Raw genomic sequence first — 18006 nt, 5'->3', positions numbered from 1 at the left:
GCACCATTTAGAATTTTGGCATGCAAACAGGTTCTCTTTCAATAAGACAATTGCTCAAAAAAGCCAAGGCGGGACAATTTAAGTTGCCTCAGTTTCAAAGGGATTTTGTGTGGAATGAAGCTCAAGTAGCACTCCTGATCGACTCCATTGCACGAAACTATCCCATAGGCTCCCTTTTGCTTTTAGAACCGAGCCCCGACATCCAATTGAGCACCCGCTCGCTGCAAGCTGCCATTGCGGATTCCGAGCATGCTGATTCAATAAACAATCAAAACTTTGAACTTGATAACAAAGATGCTCCTTCCAACAAGGATGTGACTCCCGAAGCACAAGAGTTTCTAATCCTCGACGGCCAACAGAGGTTAACTTCCATTGTGCGAGTTCTCTTAAACGCAAACCCATCTAAAACATATTGGTTTGATTTGGGGGAAATTTACGAATCTTTCCATGAAGAAAGATCGGATTGGATCAAACAAACTAAGGGGAAAAGCGAAGATACTACCCGGAATGATGGTCGTTGGATTAGGGCAGATTTAATATTGGAAGGTGAGGAACAACAATACGTTATCAAATATTTTCTGAAGCACCTTTTGGAGCAAGAAGAAAGAGCAATGCAGGCTATTCAAAAAGTGCATAGGGTATTTGAAACCATACGCAATTACCAGGTGCCTTACATCTTATTGGAAGGCCAAGAAGGTGTTGAAGCCATATGTCGGATTTTTGAAACCATTAACTCGACCGGCACGCGCTTGACAACCTTCGATCTGGCTGTAGCGCGTTATTTCCCCTACCCTGACCTTCGGGACTTATTTGACAAGGCTCGCCAGAGCCATCCGGTTTTATCCGAATTCGATGTGGATGGCGAACGGCTATTACAAGTAATCGTCCTTTTGGAGAAGGGAAGGGAACCTTCTCGAAGCGAGCAACTTGGCCTTAGCAAAAGCGACATCATCAAGCACTGGGAAGCTGCCGTAAATGCGTTGGTAAAGGCTATTACTTGGGCACGCCGGGAATGCGGACTAGAACCCCAATTCTATGTTGGAGAAAGCCAGCTCGTTGCTTTAGCCTCCGTGCTCGCTGGATTATCGGAGAAAGAACAAGAAAATTTCCTAATTCAAAAGCATGATCAACTGGTCCAATGGTTTTTCGCCAACGTTATGCAGAGTGGATTTCGTGCCACAAATTACAGGATTTTTGTTCACTATCAAAGCCTAAATAGCTTGCAAAAAAGTGGATACTTGCCAGAAGAAGACATCCCTCTTGTCAAATTAGATTTGGAAACGCTAGTCCGCTTGGCTAAAAGTGACAATAGGTACAAGGCCGCTTTGGCTCTTTTACGCCGACACATTAAATCCGACTTTTATTCCGGCGCAACCATAACTTCTGAAAATTTCGAAATGCATCACTTCTTCCCTCGCTCTTTTGGAGCAAGAAAGAAGTATATTGACAGCATCGCCAACTTGGTTCCGGTTACCAAAGAAACCAACCGCTTTCTTTCTAATCGCAATCCCTCAGAGTACATAAAGGACTTGGTAGAAAAGGGCAACTTCAGCGTTCAGAATGAACGCTTCGCTGGCGCCCTTTTGCCTATTAGGATAGGCCCTCAAGGTGATATCAAACCAAGCATTCTGTCAGACGACCACTACGAAGTTTTTGTTCAGGAGCGCGGCAAGCTCATTCTTCAGAAAATAAAAGAAGTCACGGGTAACAGGTTCGCCGATCACCTCGGCGAACCCTACGAAGAAATTTGAGTTTCAATGCTGCATGTTCTCTTCGCTGTATCGAAGGGCCGCCTCCACGAACCCGGCGAAGGGGGGCGAGGGGCGCATGGGGCGGCTCTTGAACTCGGGGTGGCTCTGGAGGCCCAGGAAGAAGGGGTGGTCCTTTAGCTCGATGGCCTCCACCAGACCGGCCCCCCGCCCCCGCATCCCCGGGGTGGTGGCGGAGATGACCAAGCCCGCCCGCTCCAGCTGGTCCACGTAGAGGGGGTTTACCTCGTAACGGTGGCGGTGGCGCTCCAGCGCCTCCTCCTTGCCGTAAAGGCGGTGGAGGAGGGTGCCCGGGCGGATGCGCATGGGCCAGTCCCCAAGGCGCATGGTGCCTCCTAGGCCCTCCACCTCCAGCTGCTCGGGCATGAGGTCGATCACCGGGTGGGGGGTGTAGGGGTCAAACTCCGTGGAGTTGGCCCCCTTGAGCCCGGCCACATGCCGGGCAAACTCGATGACCGCGATCTGCAACCCCAGGCAGATGCCCAAATAGGGGATTCCCCTTTCCCGGGCGTACTGGGCCGCCCGCACCTTGCCCTCGATGCCCCTCACGCCAAAACCCCCGGGGACCAGGATGCCGGCAACATCCCTAAACGCCTCGTCCAGGTCGGCCCCCTCGAGGCCCTCCGCATCCACCCACTTCACCTCCACCCGGGCCCCGTGCCGGATGCCCGCATGCTTCAAGGCCTCCAGAAGGGAAAGGTAGGCATCCGGCATCCTCACGTACTTGCCGGCGATGGCGATCCTCACGGTGCGCTCGGGGTGCTTCAGGACCCGCACCGCCTCCTGCCAGAAGGAAAGGTTGGGGAAGACGGCCTCGAGGCCCAAGGCCTTCTCCACCGCCCGGCCCAGGCCCTGCTCCTCGAGGAGAAGGGGGATCTCGTAGATGTGCTCCACGTTGGGGCTACTGAACACATGCCCTGGGCGCACGTTGGTGAAGAGGGCCACCTTCTTGCGCACCTCCTCCGGCACCGGCTTCACGGAGCGGAGGACGATGGCATCGGGCTGGATGCCCACGCTCCTTAAGGTGGCCACGGAGTGCTGGGTGGGCTTGGTCTTGAACTCCTCGCTGGTCTCCAGGTAGGGAACCAGGGTGAGGTGGATGTAGAAGGTGTTGTCCTCCCCCTCGTCAAAGCGAAACTGGCGGATGGCCTCCAGGAAGGGGAGGCTCTCGATATCCCCCACCGTGCCCCCCACCTCCACCACCACCACCTCGGCCCCCTGCTCCTCGGCCACCCTGCGGATGCGGTCCTTGATCTCATCGGTGATGTGGGGGATCACCTGCACCGTCTGGGAAAGGTACTCCCCCCGGCGCTCCTTCTGGATCACGGAAAGGTAGACCTGGCCCGTGGTGAGGTTGTTGCCCCGGGAGAGGTCCAGGTCCAGGAAGCGCTCGTAGTGGCCGATGTCCAGGTCGGTCTCCGCCCCGTCGGCGGTGACGAAGACCTCCCCGTGCTCGTAGGGGCGCATGGTCCCCGCATCCACGTTCACGTAGGGGTCGATCTTGATGGCGGTAACCCTATACCCCCGGGCGCGAAGGAGGGCGCCCAGGGAAGAGGTGAGGATGCCCTTGCCCAGGCTGGACACCACACCCCCGGTGACAAACACGTACTTCCTCGGTCTTGGCGCGTTCTCGGAAACCCCGTTCACGGGACTTCAGCCTACCACATCTGGCAAAAGACCCCGGGGTTATGGTAGAGTTTTCTTTGGCGTTCTTGCGGGGTCCCCCGATCCCCCGGCAAGAACATGGTGCTTGGCACACAGAGTTCAAGGAGGGCCCAAACGCATGCAGCCCAAGACGTACATACCCAAGGAGATCGAACCCCGGTGGGTTCTCATCGACGCCGAGGGCAAGACCTTAGGGCGGCTAGCCACCCAGATCGCCACCCTGCTAAGGGGCAAGCACCGCCCCGACTGGACCCCCAACCTTCCCATGGGGGACTTCGTGGTGGTGGTGAACGCCGACAAGATCCGCCTCACGGGCAAGAAGCTAAAGCAGAAGATCTACACCCGGTATAGCGGCTACCAGGGGGGCCTTAAGGAGATCCCCGCCGAGAAGATGCTGGCCACCCACCCCGAAAGGGTACTGGAGCATGCGGTGAAGGGCATGCTCCCCAAAGGGCCTCTGGGGCGGAGGCTCTTCAAGCGCCTCAAGGTCTACGCCGGCCCCACCCACCCCCACCAGGCCCAGAAACCCGTTAAGCTGGAGGTCAAGTGATGGAGCAGTACTACGGCACCGGTAGGCGCAAGGAGGCGGTAGCCAGGGTTTTCCTGAGGCCTGGAAGCGGTAAGGTCACCGTGAACGGCCAGGACTTCCAGGATTATTTCCAGGGTCTGGTGCGGGCGGTGGCGGCCCTCGAGCCCCTGCGGGTTGTGGACGCCCTGGGGCGCTTTGACGCCTACATCACCGTGAAGGGGGGCGGCAAGAGCGGCCAGGTGGACGCCATCAAGCTGGGGGTGGCCCGGGCCCTTCTCCGGTACAACCCCGACTACCGCGCCAAGCTGAAGCCCTTGGGCTTCCTCACCCGGGATGCGCGGGTGGTGGAGCGGAAGAAGTACGGCAAGCACAAGGCCCGCCGGGCGCCCCAGTACTCCAAGCGCTAAAGGAGGCCTGGCTCAAGCCCCTGGGAGAGGATCCCGGGGGCTTTTTCCAACTGCTTTAGGGCTTCCTGAAGCTCCTTTGGCGAGAAGACGTGAAGCCTTTCCTGCCTTAGATAGACCAAACGGGCCTCGGCCTCCACCCCCCAGGCCCGCCGCACCGCCTCCCGGTAAAGGGCAAGCTGCCGGAGGTAGTGCTCCGGGGCCACGGACCGGTCGGTCTTGTAGTCCTCCAGGTACCAACGTCCCCCCACGCGGTAGAGACGGTCCAGCACCCCGTACCACACGGTGCCCGCGAGGGGCAGGACCAAGGGGAGTTCGGCATGGTCCTCCTCCCGGATTTCCAAGGCGGGGAGGCTTTTTCCCAGCATGCGCCGGTGGTTCCCCAGGAGGAGCCGCACCTCCGCAAGCAGGCGCTCCCGCTCCTCCTCGGAGAAGGGGAAGGCCACCTCCTGCAGGAGGAGGGCCCGCATGGCTCCCTCGTCCTCCGGGTCCAGGTTGCGGGCGATGGCGTAGTGAACCAGGGTACCCACGGCCCGGGCGAACTCTGGCAACACCTCCCCCTCCAGGGCCTCGGCCAGGGGCAGGGGCTCCCCTTCCGCCTTGAGGTGGGCGCTGGGGGAATACACCGGCGGAAAGGGCTTGGGTTCCAGGGTCAAGGGAGCGTAAGGGGCGGGGGGAAGGGAAACCCCGGGCTCGAGGGAAGGAGGCGGCAAGGGATCCCCCTGGGCATGCACCCGCACCCGGGGATCCCGGGATTCGGGGCCCAGGCCCAAGTCCATGAGGGCCTTGGCCCAGGGTCCGGGCCGGGAAGAGGCGCTTCCCGTGAGCAAAAGGACATCCTGAGCCCGGGAAAGGGCCACGTAGAGAAGCCTCCACGCCTCCTCCTCCGCCGCCTTCCTCAAGGCATGCCTCACCTCCTGGTAGGCCGGCGTGCCCTTAAGGGCCACCTCTCCCCCAAGCCCCACCAGAAGGGGCTCCTCCGAGGTACGCTCCTGCCTGGCAAGGTCAAAGACCCCCACCACCGACCACTCCAGCCCCTTGGCGGCGTGGACGGTGAGGACGTTCACCCCCTCGCCCCCTTCGGGAAGCTCGGCGGCCTCGGGATCCTGCACCCGCACCCTTAGCCACTCCAAGAGGGCCTCGAGGTCGGGGAAACGCTCGGAAGCGGCCAGAAGGAGGAGGGTATCCAGATTGGTGCGGGCCCTGGGGGATAGCCGCGTGAAGAAGGCCTCATCCCGAACCAAAGCCTTGAGGGCCTCTAGGGGCCGTTTCCCCGCCAAACCCCTTAACCAGTCCAGGCGGGCTTTTACCTCCGTTGGCAGGTGGGCCAGGGGATCGGGTTGCCTAAACGCTTCCTCCACCTGCCCCAGGTCCAGGCCCACAAAAGGACCCCGCAGGAAGACCAAAAGGGAAAGGCGTTCCTCCGGGGAAGGTGGCCCTTCCAGGAGGGCCACCCTGAGGGCGTGGTAGATATCCCGCACCTCCGGGCGGTTGAAGAAGCTACGCCCCCGGCGGATGCCGTAGGGAACCCCCAGGGCGCGGAAGGCTCTTTCCAGATGGGGGAGGCTGCGGCGGCTTCGCACCAAGACGGCCATACGGCTGAAGGGATAGCCCTTCTCCCTGAGGTCCAGAAGCCTCCGGGCCAGAAGGCTGGCCTCCACCTCCCGCTTCTCCTCCAGCCCTCCCTCCCCCACCACCCAGTGCACCTCCACCAGGCCCTCCTCCTGCCTTAGGGGCACCACCGGCACCCGCTCCGGCTCGGGGAAGAAGCGCTCCACAAAACGGTTCAGGAAGTCTGCCACCCCCTTGGCATGGCGCCGGGTTTCGGCGAGGGGGTGGACCTCTTTCGCCTCCTTTAGGGCCTGGCGGAAGACCTCCACCCGGGCATTGCGGAAGAGGTAGATGGACTGCTTGGGGTCCCCCACGGCCACCACCTGCGCCCCCGCCTCCTCCAGGGCCTGGAAAAACCGCCCCTGCAAGGGATTTACATCCTGGTACTCGTCCAGGAAAATGTGGGAAAATCGCTCCACCACTCGCTTTACCGCCATGGGGTGTTCCAGGAGGCGGAGGGCTTGGGCCTCGAGGTCCCCTGGCCCCAGGAGGTCGGGGGTGCGCTCTTGGTATCTCCTCAGGGCTTCCTGGAAAAGGGCATAGACCTCTTCCGCCCCCTGCAAGGGCCTGAGGGTCGCGGCCAGGGAACGCTTTTCATACAGGAGCCGTAGGGACTCCAAAAGCTCCCCTTCCTGCACCAGGTCCAGACCCCTTAGGTAAAGGAGGCTTCGGGCCTCCTCCAGAAAAAGGGCTTCGGCAAGGATCTCATCCAGTACGACGAAGTCTGGGTCCAGGGAGAGGAAGGGAGCGGTGTGGCGCAGGGCCTCCGCCATGAAGCCGTGGATGGTGGTGAAAAGGGCGCCGTAGAGCTCCCGCTTGGCGTTTGCCGCTTCCCCTTCCCCAAAGGCTTCAACCTCCTTCAGGATGCGTTCCCTAAGCTCCTCGGCGGCCTTGCGGGTGAAGGTCAGGGCGGCCATGCGCCTTAGGGGCACCCCCTTTCGCAGAAGGCCGAGAAGCTCCTGCACCAGGGTGTGGGTCTTCCCCGTTCCCGCCGAGGCCACGTAGAGCTTCACGCCTCCTCCTTTCGGCAGAGATCCTCGAGGTCGCAGGCGTAGCAGTGGTTACCCGGTGCTGGGCGGAAAGACCCTTGTTGCCAAAGCCCGTAGGCTTGGCCCACCTGTCGCCGCACCTCCTCCACGGCCTTGGGAAGTGAGGCCGACCGCTGACGGAGGTGAAGGTTAGGCTTCCCCATCCAGGGCCAGGTCCATAGGTGGACCTCCCGGATATCCCTATGCTCCATTAAGACCCCCAAGGCGTACCACTCGGTCCAACGCTTCCGGGGTCCTAGGTCGGGCTCTCCTCCCTGGGGCAAAAGGCGGTAAAGGTGGATGACATTGCCTTCCCTCCGGACCCCATCCAGGCGCAGGTTCAGGGACTTTCGTTGCCACAGTTTCCAAAACTGCATGGTTTGCCAATGTTCTCTATATGCTTCCAGCCAGGGGCCCACCTGGGGGTCGCGCAAGAGCCGTTCCTGCTCCTCTGGCAGGAGGTGCCAACCCAACCCTCCATCCCTGGGCCTTAAAGACCAACGCTCCATATAGGCCCGGAAAGGGCATTCCAGGAAGCGGCGGAGGACCTCCACGTGGGGCGGGGGCTCCCGCCCCGTGGGCAGGGGTGGGGTAAAGGGAAGCTGGGGAAGGGCCTCGAGGCGGCTTGCCGGGGGCAGGGGCTCGGGCTTCTTCCCCTCCTCCATGGGCGGATAAAGCCCCGAAGGACCCGCCTCCGGGTACAGGAGAAAGACCTCGTCCCCTCGGGTGGACACCTCCTCCCAAAAAAGGGGATCAAAACCCCTAAGCCGCCGGGGTAGCCCCTTTAGAAGCCCCCTTTCCCTAAGCTCTTCCAGGAGGAAGTAGTCCTCCCGCTCCCCTAGGCTATAGCGCCCCCTCATCCAGTCCAGCACATAGGCTCTCCTGGCCCTTAGGCCCAGGGCCCGCAAGGGGGGAAGGAGGGCCACCCCCCGGTTGGGCTCAGGGGGCAGGCTCTCGTCCAGAAGCAGGCTTCGCCACCAGGCCAAAGGGTTTCCCGCATCCGCCCTTAAGGCCAGGCGGAGGCGGAAGAGAAAGGGCTCCTTAGCCCCGATCCCCAGGTGCTCCAACACCTCCTCCGCCCAGGCCAAAAGCTCGGGCCCCGGGGTGCGGAGCTTTTGGAAGGCCCGCCATTCCTCAAGGAGCCCTTCCCGCTCCGCCAAGGCCCCCAAGGCCTCCACTCCCGCCAGGCCCAGCCTTAAGGCCTTCCTTCCCAGGGTGGAAAACCCCAAGGCCAGAAGGTCCCGCCCCGTGGGAAAGGGGTTTAAAAGGGCCAAGACCCGCTCCCCCTCCTCGGTGTCGGCCAGGGCCCTTTCCCGGCCATCGTAAAGGGGCAGGCCGTACTCGTCCTTGAGGAGGAGAAGCCCCCCAATGCGCTCCTCAGGGGCCACCACCAGGACCTCCCAGGGATCCAGGCCTTCCCCATCCATCTCCTTAGGGGCCAGGGCCCGCTTCAAGGCCCTGAGAAGGTGGCGCACCTCCTCCACGGGGTTGGCCAGGGCCCAGACCTCCTTCCTCACCGGCCTGGGGGAAAGGGTCTGCCAGGGTTCCAACCCCTCGGGAAGAACCTCCAGGGTGAGGAGAACGGGCACCTCCTTGGCCAAGCGCCTAAGGAAGCGTAGGTCCAAGGGGCCCACCTCCCGGAACCCGTCCACCACCACCAGATCGGGCCTGGGGAAAAGGCGAAGGGGCACGCGTCCCGCCCGGTGGCGGAAGTCGTCATAGTCCAAGGCCTTTCCCTTCAGGCGCTCGTAGGCGAAGTAGACCTGTCTGAGCCTTCCCGCCTCCCCCTCCTTGGGCAGGGCAAAGGGGGAGAGGCCAAAGCGCTTGAGCTCGGCAATGGCCCGGGCAAAAAGCCGCGCCTCCCCTGGGGCGATCCCTTCCCCATAGAGGCTCCTAAGGGCCTCCGCCACCAGGGCCACCCTTCCCGCCCCGGGAAGCAAGGGCCCAAGCCGGCCCACCTCCGCCAGCGCCCGGTAGTAAAGGGCCTGGAAGGACATGAACTCCAGGCCCAGCACCGCTCCCTCCGCCCCGAAAAGGCGGTACACGTAGGCCCTTTGGTGGGGCAGGCCCACCCAGTAGACCCTCCCCCGCCGCTTCAGGACCTCCAGGGCCCGTTCCCGGGCCAGGGTGGTCTTCCCCGAGGCAGGGGGGCCCAGGAGGGGATAGAGGCCCGGCTTCATATGGGGCCATTTTAAAACCCCAAGGCCCAGGAATCCCCCCTTGGCTCCAAACCGCACCCCTTGCGGAAGGGGTTCGCCGAAAACCCCCGACCCGCAGAAGGCTCAATCGGGGCGGCATCAGGGGGTGGCCTCCGGGGAAAGGGGTAGGGGAGCGAGGTCCAAGCCCAGGCGCAACACCCCCACCACCCGCCCCCGGTGGAGGACAAAGCAGCGGTACCCCTCGGGCAAGACCAGCACCCGCCGGGCCAGGGAAAGCTCCCGCAGGAAGAAAAAGGGGCGCTTTCGCATGGGCTTTCCGCGGATGGGGCCCATGTAGGGCATGGGCCTTCCCCCCTCGAGGGCCAAAAGCAACAGGGGCCTCCCTTCCGCCTGGCCCAGGGCCAGGACCAGGGTATCCCCTTCCCGGTAGAGGGCCTGGACCTCGAGGGTCCGCACCACCTTAAGGCAGCGCGCCAGCGCCTCTTCCGCCGAGGGGCCAAAGCCCTTGGGGCCCTCCTCCCCCATGGCCCAGCCCCCAAGGGCCAGGAGGAGGAAGACCCCAAGCCATCGCATCCTTAGAAGCCCCGTTCCGCCGAGATCAGGGCCAAGGCCGCCCGGGCCAGCAGGAAGGCCCGGCCAGGCTCCTTGGAAAGCCTATCCTTGGCCTCGGCCACCAGGTCCTTCACCAGGCTGTCCTGGGCCCGGTAGTAGGCCAGCTCCTTCTCCGCCCGGTCCACCACCCCCGGGACCCGCTGGGCCCGGCGGGCATCCAGGCCCGGCCACCCCTTACCCCAGGGGGCAGAGGCATGGCCCCTGGGTCCAAAGGAAGGGTGCCTCCCCATGCCCATCCGGGGGGCAGGCTTCGGCCCCCGGGCCTGCACCTGGGACTCCCCCGAGGCCGCCCGGAAAAGGAGAAGGGCGGCCTGGGCCTCCCGCGCCGCCTTGAAGTACGCCTTGGCCTCGTAGCTCCCCTCCGCCCGGGCCTTCACCTCCTTGGCCCAGGCGAGAAGCTTCTCCTCCCCCGTGGCCCCCTGGGCCACCGTCTGGAGCCTGGCCAAGGTCGCCGAGGCCACCGCCGCCTGCCCGTAATCCGTACCCTGGGCCAAGGAAAGGCCCGCCATCAGGAGAACCAAACCCGTGAACGCCCGCTTCATCCCCTATCACCTCCGCCATAAAGGCTATCCCCTCTGGCTAAAGGGCGCATCGGGCGAAACCTTAAGGGAAGCCAAAGGCAACCATAGCCCCACCGCCGCCCCCTTTTGGTTCTCCGCCCAGGCTCTTCCCCCATGGGCCCGGGCCACCGCTGCCACCAAGGCCAGGCCCAGGCCCGTGCCCTTTCCCCCATGGACAAAAGGCTCCAGGACCCGGGGCAAAAGCTCCTTGGGAAAGCCAGGCCCGGAGTCCACAAGCCATAGCCAAACCCCCTCCTCCTCCCGCTGGATCCTGGCCCTGAGGGGAAGCCTCCCGTGCCGGCGGGCATTGTCCCACACGTTTTCCACCGCCAGGGCGAGAAGCTCGGGGTCCGCCAAGACCTGGCCTTCCCCTTCCACCTCCAGGCCCCACCTTCCCAAGAAAGCCCGCAGGTCCAAGGGGGTAAGCCTAGGGGAGGCGGCCTCGAGGCGGGACAGCCTGAGGAGTCCGGAGAGCAGGGCCTCCATTCTTTCCGCTTCCCGCAAGGCCCCGGCGAGGGCCCTGGGCTCGGGCTTGCGCAGGAGCACCTCCAAGTACCCCTTCAAGGCCGCCAGGGGATTGCGGAGCTCGTGGGAGGCATGGCGGGCAAAGCGGCGGGCCGCCTCCTCCTTTTCGGAAAGCTCCCTAAGAAGCCCCTCCACTTGGGCCAAACGGCTGTTTAAGGCCCCCACCAAGGGCCGAAGCTCCGCCAGACCCGGGTCGGGAAGGGGGCTTAGGTCCTCGGGCCGCCGTGCCTGGAGGAGCTTTGCCAGCCGCCCCAGGGGACGGAGGGCCCAGGCAAGCCCCAGGGCGGAGAGGAGAAAGATGGCCAGGAGCACCCCGCCACCCCAGGTGGCGTAGAGGAGGAGAAGCCTGCGTCCCAGGCCGGCAACCCCCTCCAAGGGTACCGCCAGGCCGAACCCTCCCCCCTCCCGGGGCAGGGCCACGTAGAGCACCCCCCGCCACACCCCCTGGTAGGCCCGCCCTTGGGCGAGGGCCTCGAGGAGACCAGGGGGAAGGTCCGGGGAGGGCACCTCGGTGAAGGCCACACCCTCCTTCCCCATCACGAAACCCGTGCCGCCCCCGTAAGCCTGGGCTAGGCGGAAAAGCTCAAGAAGCAGGGCCCCTTCTTCCCTGGGTCCCTCCTCACCCAGGAGGTAAAGCCGGGTGTAAAGGGCCCGGCGCAGGTCCTCGCTGGCCGCCCTTTCCGCCTCCTTGGCGGAAAGGAAGGCCAGGGGCAGGGCCAGAAGCAAAAGGGCCAGGAAGAGAAGGGCGAAAAGCCTCCCCCTAAGGGAGGAAAAGGCGATAGCCATAGCCGCGCACCGTCTGGATGGGACTGGGCTCCCCCAGGGCCTTCCTTAAGAGGGAAAGGTGCACCTCCAAGGTGGCGGGGTCCACCTCCTCCCCCCAAACCCTCCGCATCAAAGCCTCCTTGGAAAGCACCTCCTCCGGGGATTCCAAGAAAGCCTTCAGGAGAAGGAAGGCCTTGGGGGGAAGGGAAAGCCTCCTCTCCCCCCGGAAGGCTTCCATGCGCCTGGGATAAAGCCTCAGGTCCTTGTAGGCCAAAGCCTCCCGGGCCTCCTTTCCCCTATGGGCGCGGCGCCAGAGGGCCTCGAGGCGGGCCAGGAGCTCGGAGAGGCTATAGGGCTTGACCAGGTAGTCGTCCGCCCCTTCCCTGAGGCCCTTCACCCGCCACTCCACCGCGTCCAAGGCGGTGAGCATCAGCACGGGCACCTCCGAACGGGCGCGGATATCCTTAAGCAGGGAAAAGCCGTCCCTTTCGGGCAGAAGCACATCCAAAACCACCACCTCCGCCCAGGGAAGAAGGCTTAGGGCTTCCTGCGGGCTCTCCGTGGCCTTGACCTCATGCCCCTCGAGGGAAAGCCCCAGCTCCAAGGCCTCCCGAACCCCTGGGTCGTCCTCCACCAGAAGCACCCTCATGCCGGGTTTCGCCAAAGGGAAAGGGCCCGCACGGGAGCATAAACCTCCAAGGGCGGCAGGGCCTCCCCGGTCCTCAGGTCTATGCGGTGGATGCGGCTCGCCCCACGCCTCGCCGCATAGAGGATCCCCCCAAAGGGCAAAAGCTCCACCAGGCTCATACGGTCCTCCCCCTCCAAAAGGGGTAGGGCGTGGGAGGCGAGAAGGGACCCGGAAAAATCCAGCACCCGTACCTTGGCCGCCTCCACATCGTAGAGGTAAAGCCTTTCCCCCTCCACCCCCACCCCACCCAAAAGCCTTAGCTCCTCGCTTTCCTTAGAACGGCGGAAGGCATAGCGGGAAAGGTAGCGTCCATCCGGGGCCAAGCGCTGCACCTGGCGGTTACCGTAGTCCAGGACGAAGAGGAACTCCGGCGTGGCCACCAGGGCCTTGGGATCCTGAAAGGTGCCCCGCCCAGGCCCCTGGCCGCCAAAGCGCTCCTGGTACTGCCCCTTTAAGTCCAGCCGGCTCACCGTGGCGGTCTCCGAGTCCAGGACGAAGAGGCTACCGTTGGCCACCGCCAGGGCCGCGGGAAAGAGGAACTCCCCAGGCTTCATGCCGTAAGGCCCGGTGGAAAGAAGGAGCTCTCCTTCCGGGGAGAAGCGGTGAAGGAGCCTAGCCCCATGTTCAAAAACCGAGATCCAGATGCCCCCCTCCTCATCGGCGGCCACGGAGAGAGGAGGGGCCGGGAAGTAGCCCGGGCCGGAACCGATGCCGGAAAGGAGCCGGGCAGCGGTGCCCGAAAGGTCCAGAAGCCGCACCGTACCCTTCTTGGCCTCCACCCCCAAGAGCAGGTAAAAGGGATGGGGCAGGCCCCGTTCCTCCTCCCAGGGCCCCAAAAGCCCCTGGATCACCTCCTCCAAACTGGGACGCTTGGCTGGGTCCTTCTCCAGCATCCGCAGGACCAGGTCGGAAAGAACCTGGGGAACCTGGGGATTGAGCTGCTTGGGAGGGGTGGGCACCTGGAAGATCTGCTGGTGGATCACCGTCTCGTACCCCCCGGTGAAGGGAGGCTGGCCGGTCAGGGCCTCGTAGAGAACGATGCCCAAGGAATAGATGTCCGAGCGATGGTCCAGCTTCTGTCCCTTGGCCTGTTCCGGGCTCATGTAGACCGGGGTGCCGATGCGGGCCCCGGTGATGGTGAGGCGGGTAAGCACCTTGCCGGCGGCGATGCCAAAGTCCATGAGCCGCACCCCCCTGGGGTCCACCCCATCCTCCTTCAGGGCCCCCTTGAGCACCATGATGTTTCCCGGCTTGATGTCCCGGTGGACAATGCCTTGGGCGTGGATGTGCTTAAGGGCATCGGCCACCCGGGCCAGGATGGCTGCCGCCTGCTTCAGGGAAAGGCGCCTTTCCTCGATAAGCTTGTCCAGACCCTCCCCCTCCAGGTACTCCATGGCGATATAGTGCACCCCGTCCACCTGGCCGTGGTCGTAGACCTTAACGATGTTGGGATGGTCCATCTTGGCCAGGACCTCCGCCTCCCGGTGGAAGCGGCGCACGAACCGGGGGTCGCCCACAAAGCGCTCCTGGGGAACCTTGAGGGCCACCAGCCGCCCGGTTTTCCTGTCCTTGGCCTTGTACACGGTGGCCATGCCCCCCACGCCCACCTTCTCCAGGATCTCGTACTGTTTTCCCAGGGCCTGGGCCTCCTCCGTGGTCTTGTAGGCGGAAGAAGCCTGTCCTTGGGTACGGGGGCGCCTTGGGGCCCGCCGCCGGGGACCCAGGTAGACCCGGGGTGCGGCCAGGAACCCCAGGCCCAAAAGCAGCCAGGGGAAGACCGCCTCCGCCCGGACCCCCGTGGCCCAGGCGGCTCCCGCGAGGAAAAGCAGGAGGAACCAAAGGGGCCAGGGGGAAAGGCGGGAGGCCAGGGCTGCGGTGAGGAGAACCAGGAGGAAGGCCAGAAGTCCCTGCATCACTCCACCCGTAAGGCCACGGCGGTGACGTTATCGTCCCCGCCCCGGCGCAAAGCCTCGGAGAGGAGCCCCTCGAGGCTCGCCTGCAGGTCCTTGCCCAAGATCCACTCCTCCTCGGGCACCAGGCCGTAAAGCCCATCCGTGACCAAAAGCACCCCTTCCCCTGGGGCCAGGTGCACCCCCTGGAGGTCAAAGCGGGCTTGCGGCAGGCCCAAGGCCCGGGTGAGGACGTTGCGGTAGGGGTGGCGCTCGGCCTCGGTGCGGGTCAGAACCCCTTCCCTCAGGCGCTCCGCCACCCAGGAGTGATCCTCGGTGAGCCGCTTTAGCCCCCTGGGGCTGAAATGGTAGGCCCGGGAGTCCCCGATGTGCCCCACCACCCCCTCCTTGAGCCAGTCCGCATAGAGGAAGGCGGTGAGGGTGGTGCCCATGCCCCTTTTCCCAAGCCGCTCCGCCTCCTTCTCCACCCGCCTGGCCGCCAGGGTGAAGGCCTTTTCCATCACCCGGGCCAGGCCCACCGCGGGCCGGCCCCCCCTCAGGTGCTCCGCATAGGCCCGCACCACCTCGGAAAGGGCCTCTATGGCCACCTTGCTGGCCCACTCCCCCGCCTCCATTCCCCCCATGCCGTCGGCCACCGCCAGGAGGAGGAGGTTGCCCTGGGGGACCTCGAGGCGCATCACCCGGTGGAAGTCCTCGTTGTTCTGGCGACGGCCCACATGGGAGACCGCGGCCACGCTATAACGGGGAGCCAGGCGCATCGGACCCATTATAGGATGAATGGGTGGAACACCTGGCCGACCTGGTGGACCTCTACGAGTACCGGGTGGAGGACCTGGCCCTAGGCCGCACCCCCAAAGGGGGCAAGAGGGCTCTCCTGCAACTGAGGGCCTTCCTCATCCAAGCTCGCTTGCCAGGGCCCTTGGCCAAGCGCTTCCGCCAGGCCGATGCCCGCTTCCGGGCCCTGCGGCAAAGCCTTAACCCTTCCCCACCCGCGGAGACCCCTCCCCTGGACCTCCTCCCACCGGCCCCGGAGAACCTGGAGGAGCCCACCCCCACCGAAAAGCCTTCCCCCTTACGGGCCATGGCCTTAAAGGTGTGGCGCCTCCTGGCAGAGCGGGAGGTCAAGGCCCGGGCCAAGGACCTCCTCACGGGAAGGCGGGAGGAACTCAGGCTCATCCACGCCTTCTTGGGGAATTACCTGGAGTACCGGGAAAAGGAAACCTTCAAGCGGGACTTCAACCTCTCCCGCTTCCATCCTACCCAGCCCATCCCCTCGCTTTCCGATAGCCTCATGGACCTCGAGGACCCCAAGGTAGCCGAGGCCCTGGTAACGGAGTTTTTGGAAACCACCCTGCACCTGCCCCAGGACCTTCCCTTGCCCCCCGAGGAAACCCGCACCTACATCCGCCGCTTCCTGAACCGCATCCTGGAGTGGGAGGAAGCCTACGGCCTCCCTCCCAAGCGGGACCTTTTGCCCCTGAAAAAGGCCCTGGAGGAGGCCAAGAACCTGGGAGCCAGCGCGTTGGAGATCGCCCGGCTGGAAGAGCGCCTTAGGAAAGAGGCCCAAGAGGAAAGGCGGCGGGAGCTCCTCCTGGAAGAGGAACGGCGCCGCTTCCGTGTGGCGGCGGAAAAGGTTCTGGCCCTCTTGAACCTCCTTCCCACCCCCCAAGGGGAAACCCCGTGGCCCAGGGTTCCCGAACCCGGCCAGGGGGAGGAAAACCTCCTCACCCTGCCCTTAAGGCCAGGTCGGATCCCCCTAGGCCCCCTTGTCCTCACCCTGAGCCAAGTGGAGGGGACGTGGCACCTGGGGCTGGGCGGGGAGGACCATGTGCTGGAGGACACCCTGGTGATCCCATGGGAGGACCTCGAGGTCCTGGCGGTGCGGGAGGGAGAGCTCCTCCACCTGAGGCTCGAGGCGCGAAGCGGGCTCAAGCTTTACGAGCTCCTGGCCGAGGGACGGATGCTGGCCCTCCTCTTAAACCCTAGCCAGGACCATGTCTACCTACGCCTCCTCAGGGCCCTTTCCGCCCGCTTAAAAGGGGAGTTCAGCCCCCAGGCCTTTGGCCCCGAGCTGGCAGGGAAGTACCGCCAGGCCCCTTGGGAAGCCCTGCAGGACTTTGCCCGCAAGGTCTTGGAGCTCTCCCTGAAGCGCCTGGGTGGGGCGGACCCTACCCCCCTCCTCCAGGAGGTGGGCCAGGCCCTGGGGCAGGAGCAGGAAGCCCTGGTCCTGGCGGCGGCCCTAAGGGAGTACCTGGGCCGCCGCCCCCCCACCCGGGAAACCCTAGGAGGAGAAGTGCACCTTCTTTCCATCGGGGCCGAACCCTTGGCCCTCAAGGTGGGGCAAACCGTCCTTTCCCTGCGCCCAAGGAACGCCCCTTCCCAAGATCCCCAGGAGGACGTCCTTTACGTGGGCCAGGCGGGGGAGGTGCCCCAAAGGCTCAAGGACCTCCTGGTCTACCGTCTCCCCGAGGAGATGGTGATCCTGGCCCGGGAGGGAAGGCGGCTTGCGTACCTGGTGATGGAAAACCCTTGACCCAAAGCCATTCCTGGTATACTCCCGAGCAAGGGGGTAGTATGAAACCTTTACGGCACAAAGCCTTCGCCCGGTTGATCCTCTCCTATCTGGTCTCCCAGGCGGGGAGCAAGGTGCACCGGGTGGCCCTTTTGGTCCTGGTCTACCTGCTCACGGAAAACGCCCTCTGGGTCTCCCTCACCCTGGGGGTCCAGCTCCTGGGTACCGTGGTCTTCTCCCCCTTGCTTTCCGCCTGGGCCGACACCCAAGACCGCAAGCGGCTTCTGGTATGGTCCGACCTCCTCAGGGCCCCTCTGGTGGCCCTCATCCCCCTCCTGGGGGCCAAAAGCCTCCCCATCCTGCTCCTTCTGGTCTTCCTGATCGAGCTTTTGCGGGACCTCCACGACCCCATCCAAAATGCCGTGGTTCCCGACCTGGTCCCCAAGGAGGAAGTGGACGAGGCCAACAGCCTGGTCCTGCTGGCGGACCGCCTTTCCGAGGTGCTCTTCGTGGGGGCCGCGGGGGTACTGGTGGCGGCGGTGGGGCCGGCCTTCGCCTTCTACCTGGACGCCGCCACCTACCTGGCCTCCGGGCTCATCCTCCTGGGCCTCCCCTCCCTAAGGCCACAAAGGCTTCCCAAGGCGGGCTTCTTCACCCGGGTCAAGGAGGGAATCGGCCACCTAGCAGGCCACCCTGCCCTCCGCCGGGCGGTGGGCACCCTGTTCGTGGCCGCTGCCTTCGGCTCCGTGGAAACCGCTTTGGGGGTGGTCCTCGCCATCAAGTGGCTCGGGGTGGGCTCGGCGGGGTTTGGCTTCATGGAAGCCGCCATGGCCCTAGGGGCCATCCTGGGAGGCCTCGCCATCCCCTATCTCCTAAGGCGCATCCCCAGGGAGAGGCTTTTCCTCTTGGGGCTTTTCCTCTACGGCCTCTTTGAAGCCTCCATCGGGGCCTTCCCCCTCTTCGCCTGGGTGCTCCTGGCCTTCTTCGTGAGCGGCTTCCTCAACATGGCCTTCATCGTGCCCGCCCGGTCCATCCTGCAGCTCAACACCCCCCAGGAGATGCGGGGGCGGATCTTCGCCGCCTTCGGCGCGGTGATGAACGCCGCCGTCCTCCTGGGCACCATGTGGGGCGGGGCCTTGGAGGGATGGATGGGAGCCCCCATGATCTTCCTATTGGCCGGCAGCCTGGTGAGCCTGGCGGCGGGTTACACCCTTCTCACCGGGGGCATTCCCGCACCCCGGGAGGCCCGGCAAACCCAAGAGATCTGAC

The 18006-nt window shown here is 64.3% G+C and carries 14 protein-coding genes; 5 read left to right on the top strand and 9 right to left on the bottom strand.

Annotated features, from left to right (window positions below; translation table 11 throughout):
• Positions 1–20 precede the first annotated feature (20 nt).
• Complete coding sequence (locus L0C59_RS08945; protein ID WP_243091014.1) at positions 21–1751, top strand: GmrSD restriction endonuclease domain-containing protein; 1731 nt, start codon at positions 21–23, stop codon at positions 1749–1751.
• Positions 1752–1754: 3 nt separating this feature from the next.
• Here L0C59_RS08945 and L0C59_RS08940 read toward each other — a convergent pair whose 3' ends face one another.
• Positions 1755–3416, bottom strand: a complete 1662-nt coding sequence (locus L0C59_RS08940) for a CTP synthase (RefSeq protein ID WP_243091013.1) — start codon at positions 3414–3416, stop codon at positions 1755–1757.
• Positions 3417–3552: 136 nt separating this feature from the next.
• On the opposite strand from L0C59_RS08940, the gene rplM reads away from it, so the two are divergent.
• Together rplM and rpsI are read left to right on the top strand one after the other, a co-directional pair.
• Positions 3553–3984 carry a 50S ribosomal protein L13 gene (gene rplM, locus L0C59_RS08935; protein WP_243091012.1) on the top strand — a complete coding sequence of 144 codons (432 nt, stop codon included), beginning with the start codon at positions 3553–3555 and terminating at the stop codon, positions 3982–3984.
• Entirely contained in the window at positions 3984–4370 is a 387-nt protein-coding gene (gene rpsI / locus L0C59_RS08930) for a 30S ribosomal protein S9 (RefSeq protein WP_114312894.1), read from the top strand. The genes rplM and rpsI overlap by 1 nt, the downstream gene beginning before the upstream one ends.
• Here rpsI and L0C59_RS08925 read toward each other — a convergent pair.
• From L0C59_RS08925 to L0C59_RS08890, 8 genes are all read right to left on the bottom strand, one after another.
• The gene (locus L0C59_RS08925) at positions 4367–6991 is read right to left on the bottom strand and encodes a UvrD-helicase domain-containing protein (protein WP_243091011.1); all 2625 of its coding nucleotides are present in this window, start codon (positions 6989–6991) and stop codon (positions 4367–4369) included. The genes rpsI and L0C59_RS08925 overlap by 4 nt on opposite strands.
• Positions 6988–9186, bottom strand: a complete 2199-nt coding sequence (locus L0C59_RS08920) for a PD-(D/E)XK nuclease family protein (protein WP_243091010.1) — start codon at positions 9184–9186, stop codon at positions 6988–6990. Before L0C59_RS08920 ends, L0C59_RS08925 begins: the two co-directional genes overlap by 4 nt.
• A 117-nt stretch (positions 9187–9303) precedes the next feature.
• Positions 9304–9738 carry a hypothetical protein gene (locus L0C59_RS08915; protein WP_243091009.1) on the bottom strand — a complete coding sequence of 145 codons (435 nt, stop codon included), beginning with the start codon at positions 9736–9738 and terminating at the stop codon, positions 9304–9306.
• A 2-nt stretch (positions 9739–9740) separates the two neighbouring features.
• Positions 9741–10319, bottom strand: coding sequence for a hypothetical protein (locus L0C59_RS08910; RefSeq protein ID WP_243091008.1), 579 nt, complete (start codon positions 10317–10319; stop codon positions 9741–9743).
• 24 nt (positions 10320–10343) lie between these two features.
• Positions 10344–11648, bottom strand: a complete 1305-nt coding sequence (locus tag L0C59_RS08905; protein ID WP_243091007.1) for a sensor histidine kinase — start codon at positions 11646–11648, stop codon at positions 10344–10346.
• Positions 11623–12276, bottom strand: a complete 654-nt coding sequence (locus L0C59_RS08900) for a response regulator transcription factor (RefSeq protein ID WP_243091006.1) — start codon at positions 12274–12276, stop codon at positions 11623–11625. The genes L0C59_RS08905 and L0C59_RS08900 overlap by 26 nt, the downstream gene beginning before the upstream one ends.
• Complete coding sequence (locus tag L0C59_RS08895; protein WP_243091005.1) at positions 12273–14228, bottom strand: protein kinase domain-containing protein; 1956 nt, start codon at positions 14226–14228, stop codon at positions 12273–12275. Before L0C59_RS08895 ends, L0C59_RS08900 begins: the two co-directional genes overlap by 4 nt.
• Positions 14228–14983, bottom strand: a complete 756-nt coding sequence (locus L0C59_RS08890; RefSeq protein ID WP_243091004.1) for a PP2C family protein-serine/threonine phosphatase — start codon at positions 14981–14983, stop codon at positions 14228–14230. Before L0C59_RS08890 ends, L0C59_RS08895 begins: the two co-directional genes overlap by 1 nt.
• 23 nt (positions 14984–15006) lie before the next feature.
• On the opposite strand from L0C59_RS08890, the gene L0C59_RS08885 reads away from it, so the two are divergent.
• Together L0C59_RS08885 and L0C59_RS08880 are read left to right on the top strand one after the other, a co-directional pair.
• Positions 15007–16758 (top strand): hypothetical protein, encoded by a 1752-nt coding sequence (locus L0C59_RS08885; RefSeq protein ID WP_243091003.1) that lies wholly within the window; start codon positions 15007–15009, stop codon positions 16756–16758.
• 41 nt (positions 16759–16799) lie between these two features.
• Complete coding sequence (locus L0C59_RS08880) at positions 16800–18005, top strand: MFS transporter (protein WP_243091002.1); 1206 nt, start codon at positions 16800–16802, stop codon at positions 18003–18005.
• Position 18006: the final 1 nt, after the last annotated feature.

The sequence above is a fragment of the Thermus neutrinimicus genome (assembly GCF_022760955.1).
In the GTDB taxonomy this organism is placed as follows: domain Bacteria; phylum Deinococcota; class Deinococci; order Deinococcales; family Thermaceae; genus Thermus; species Thermus neutrinimicus.
This window is presented reverse-complemented; position numbering and strand designations above follow the sequence as displayed.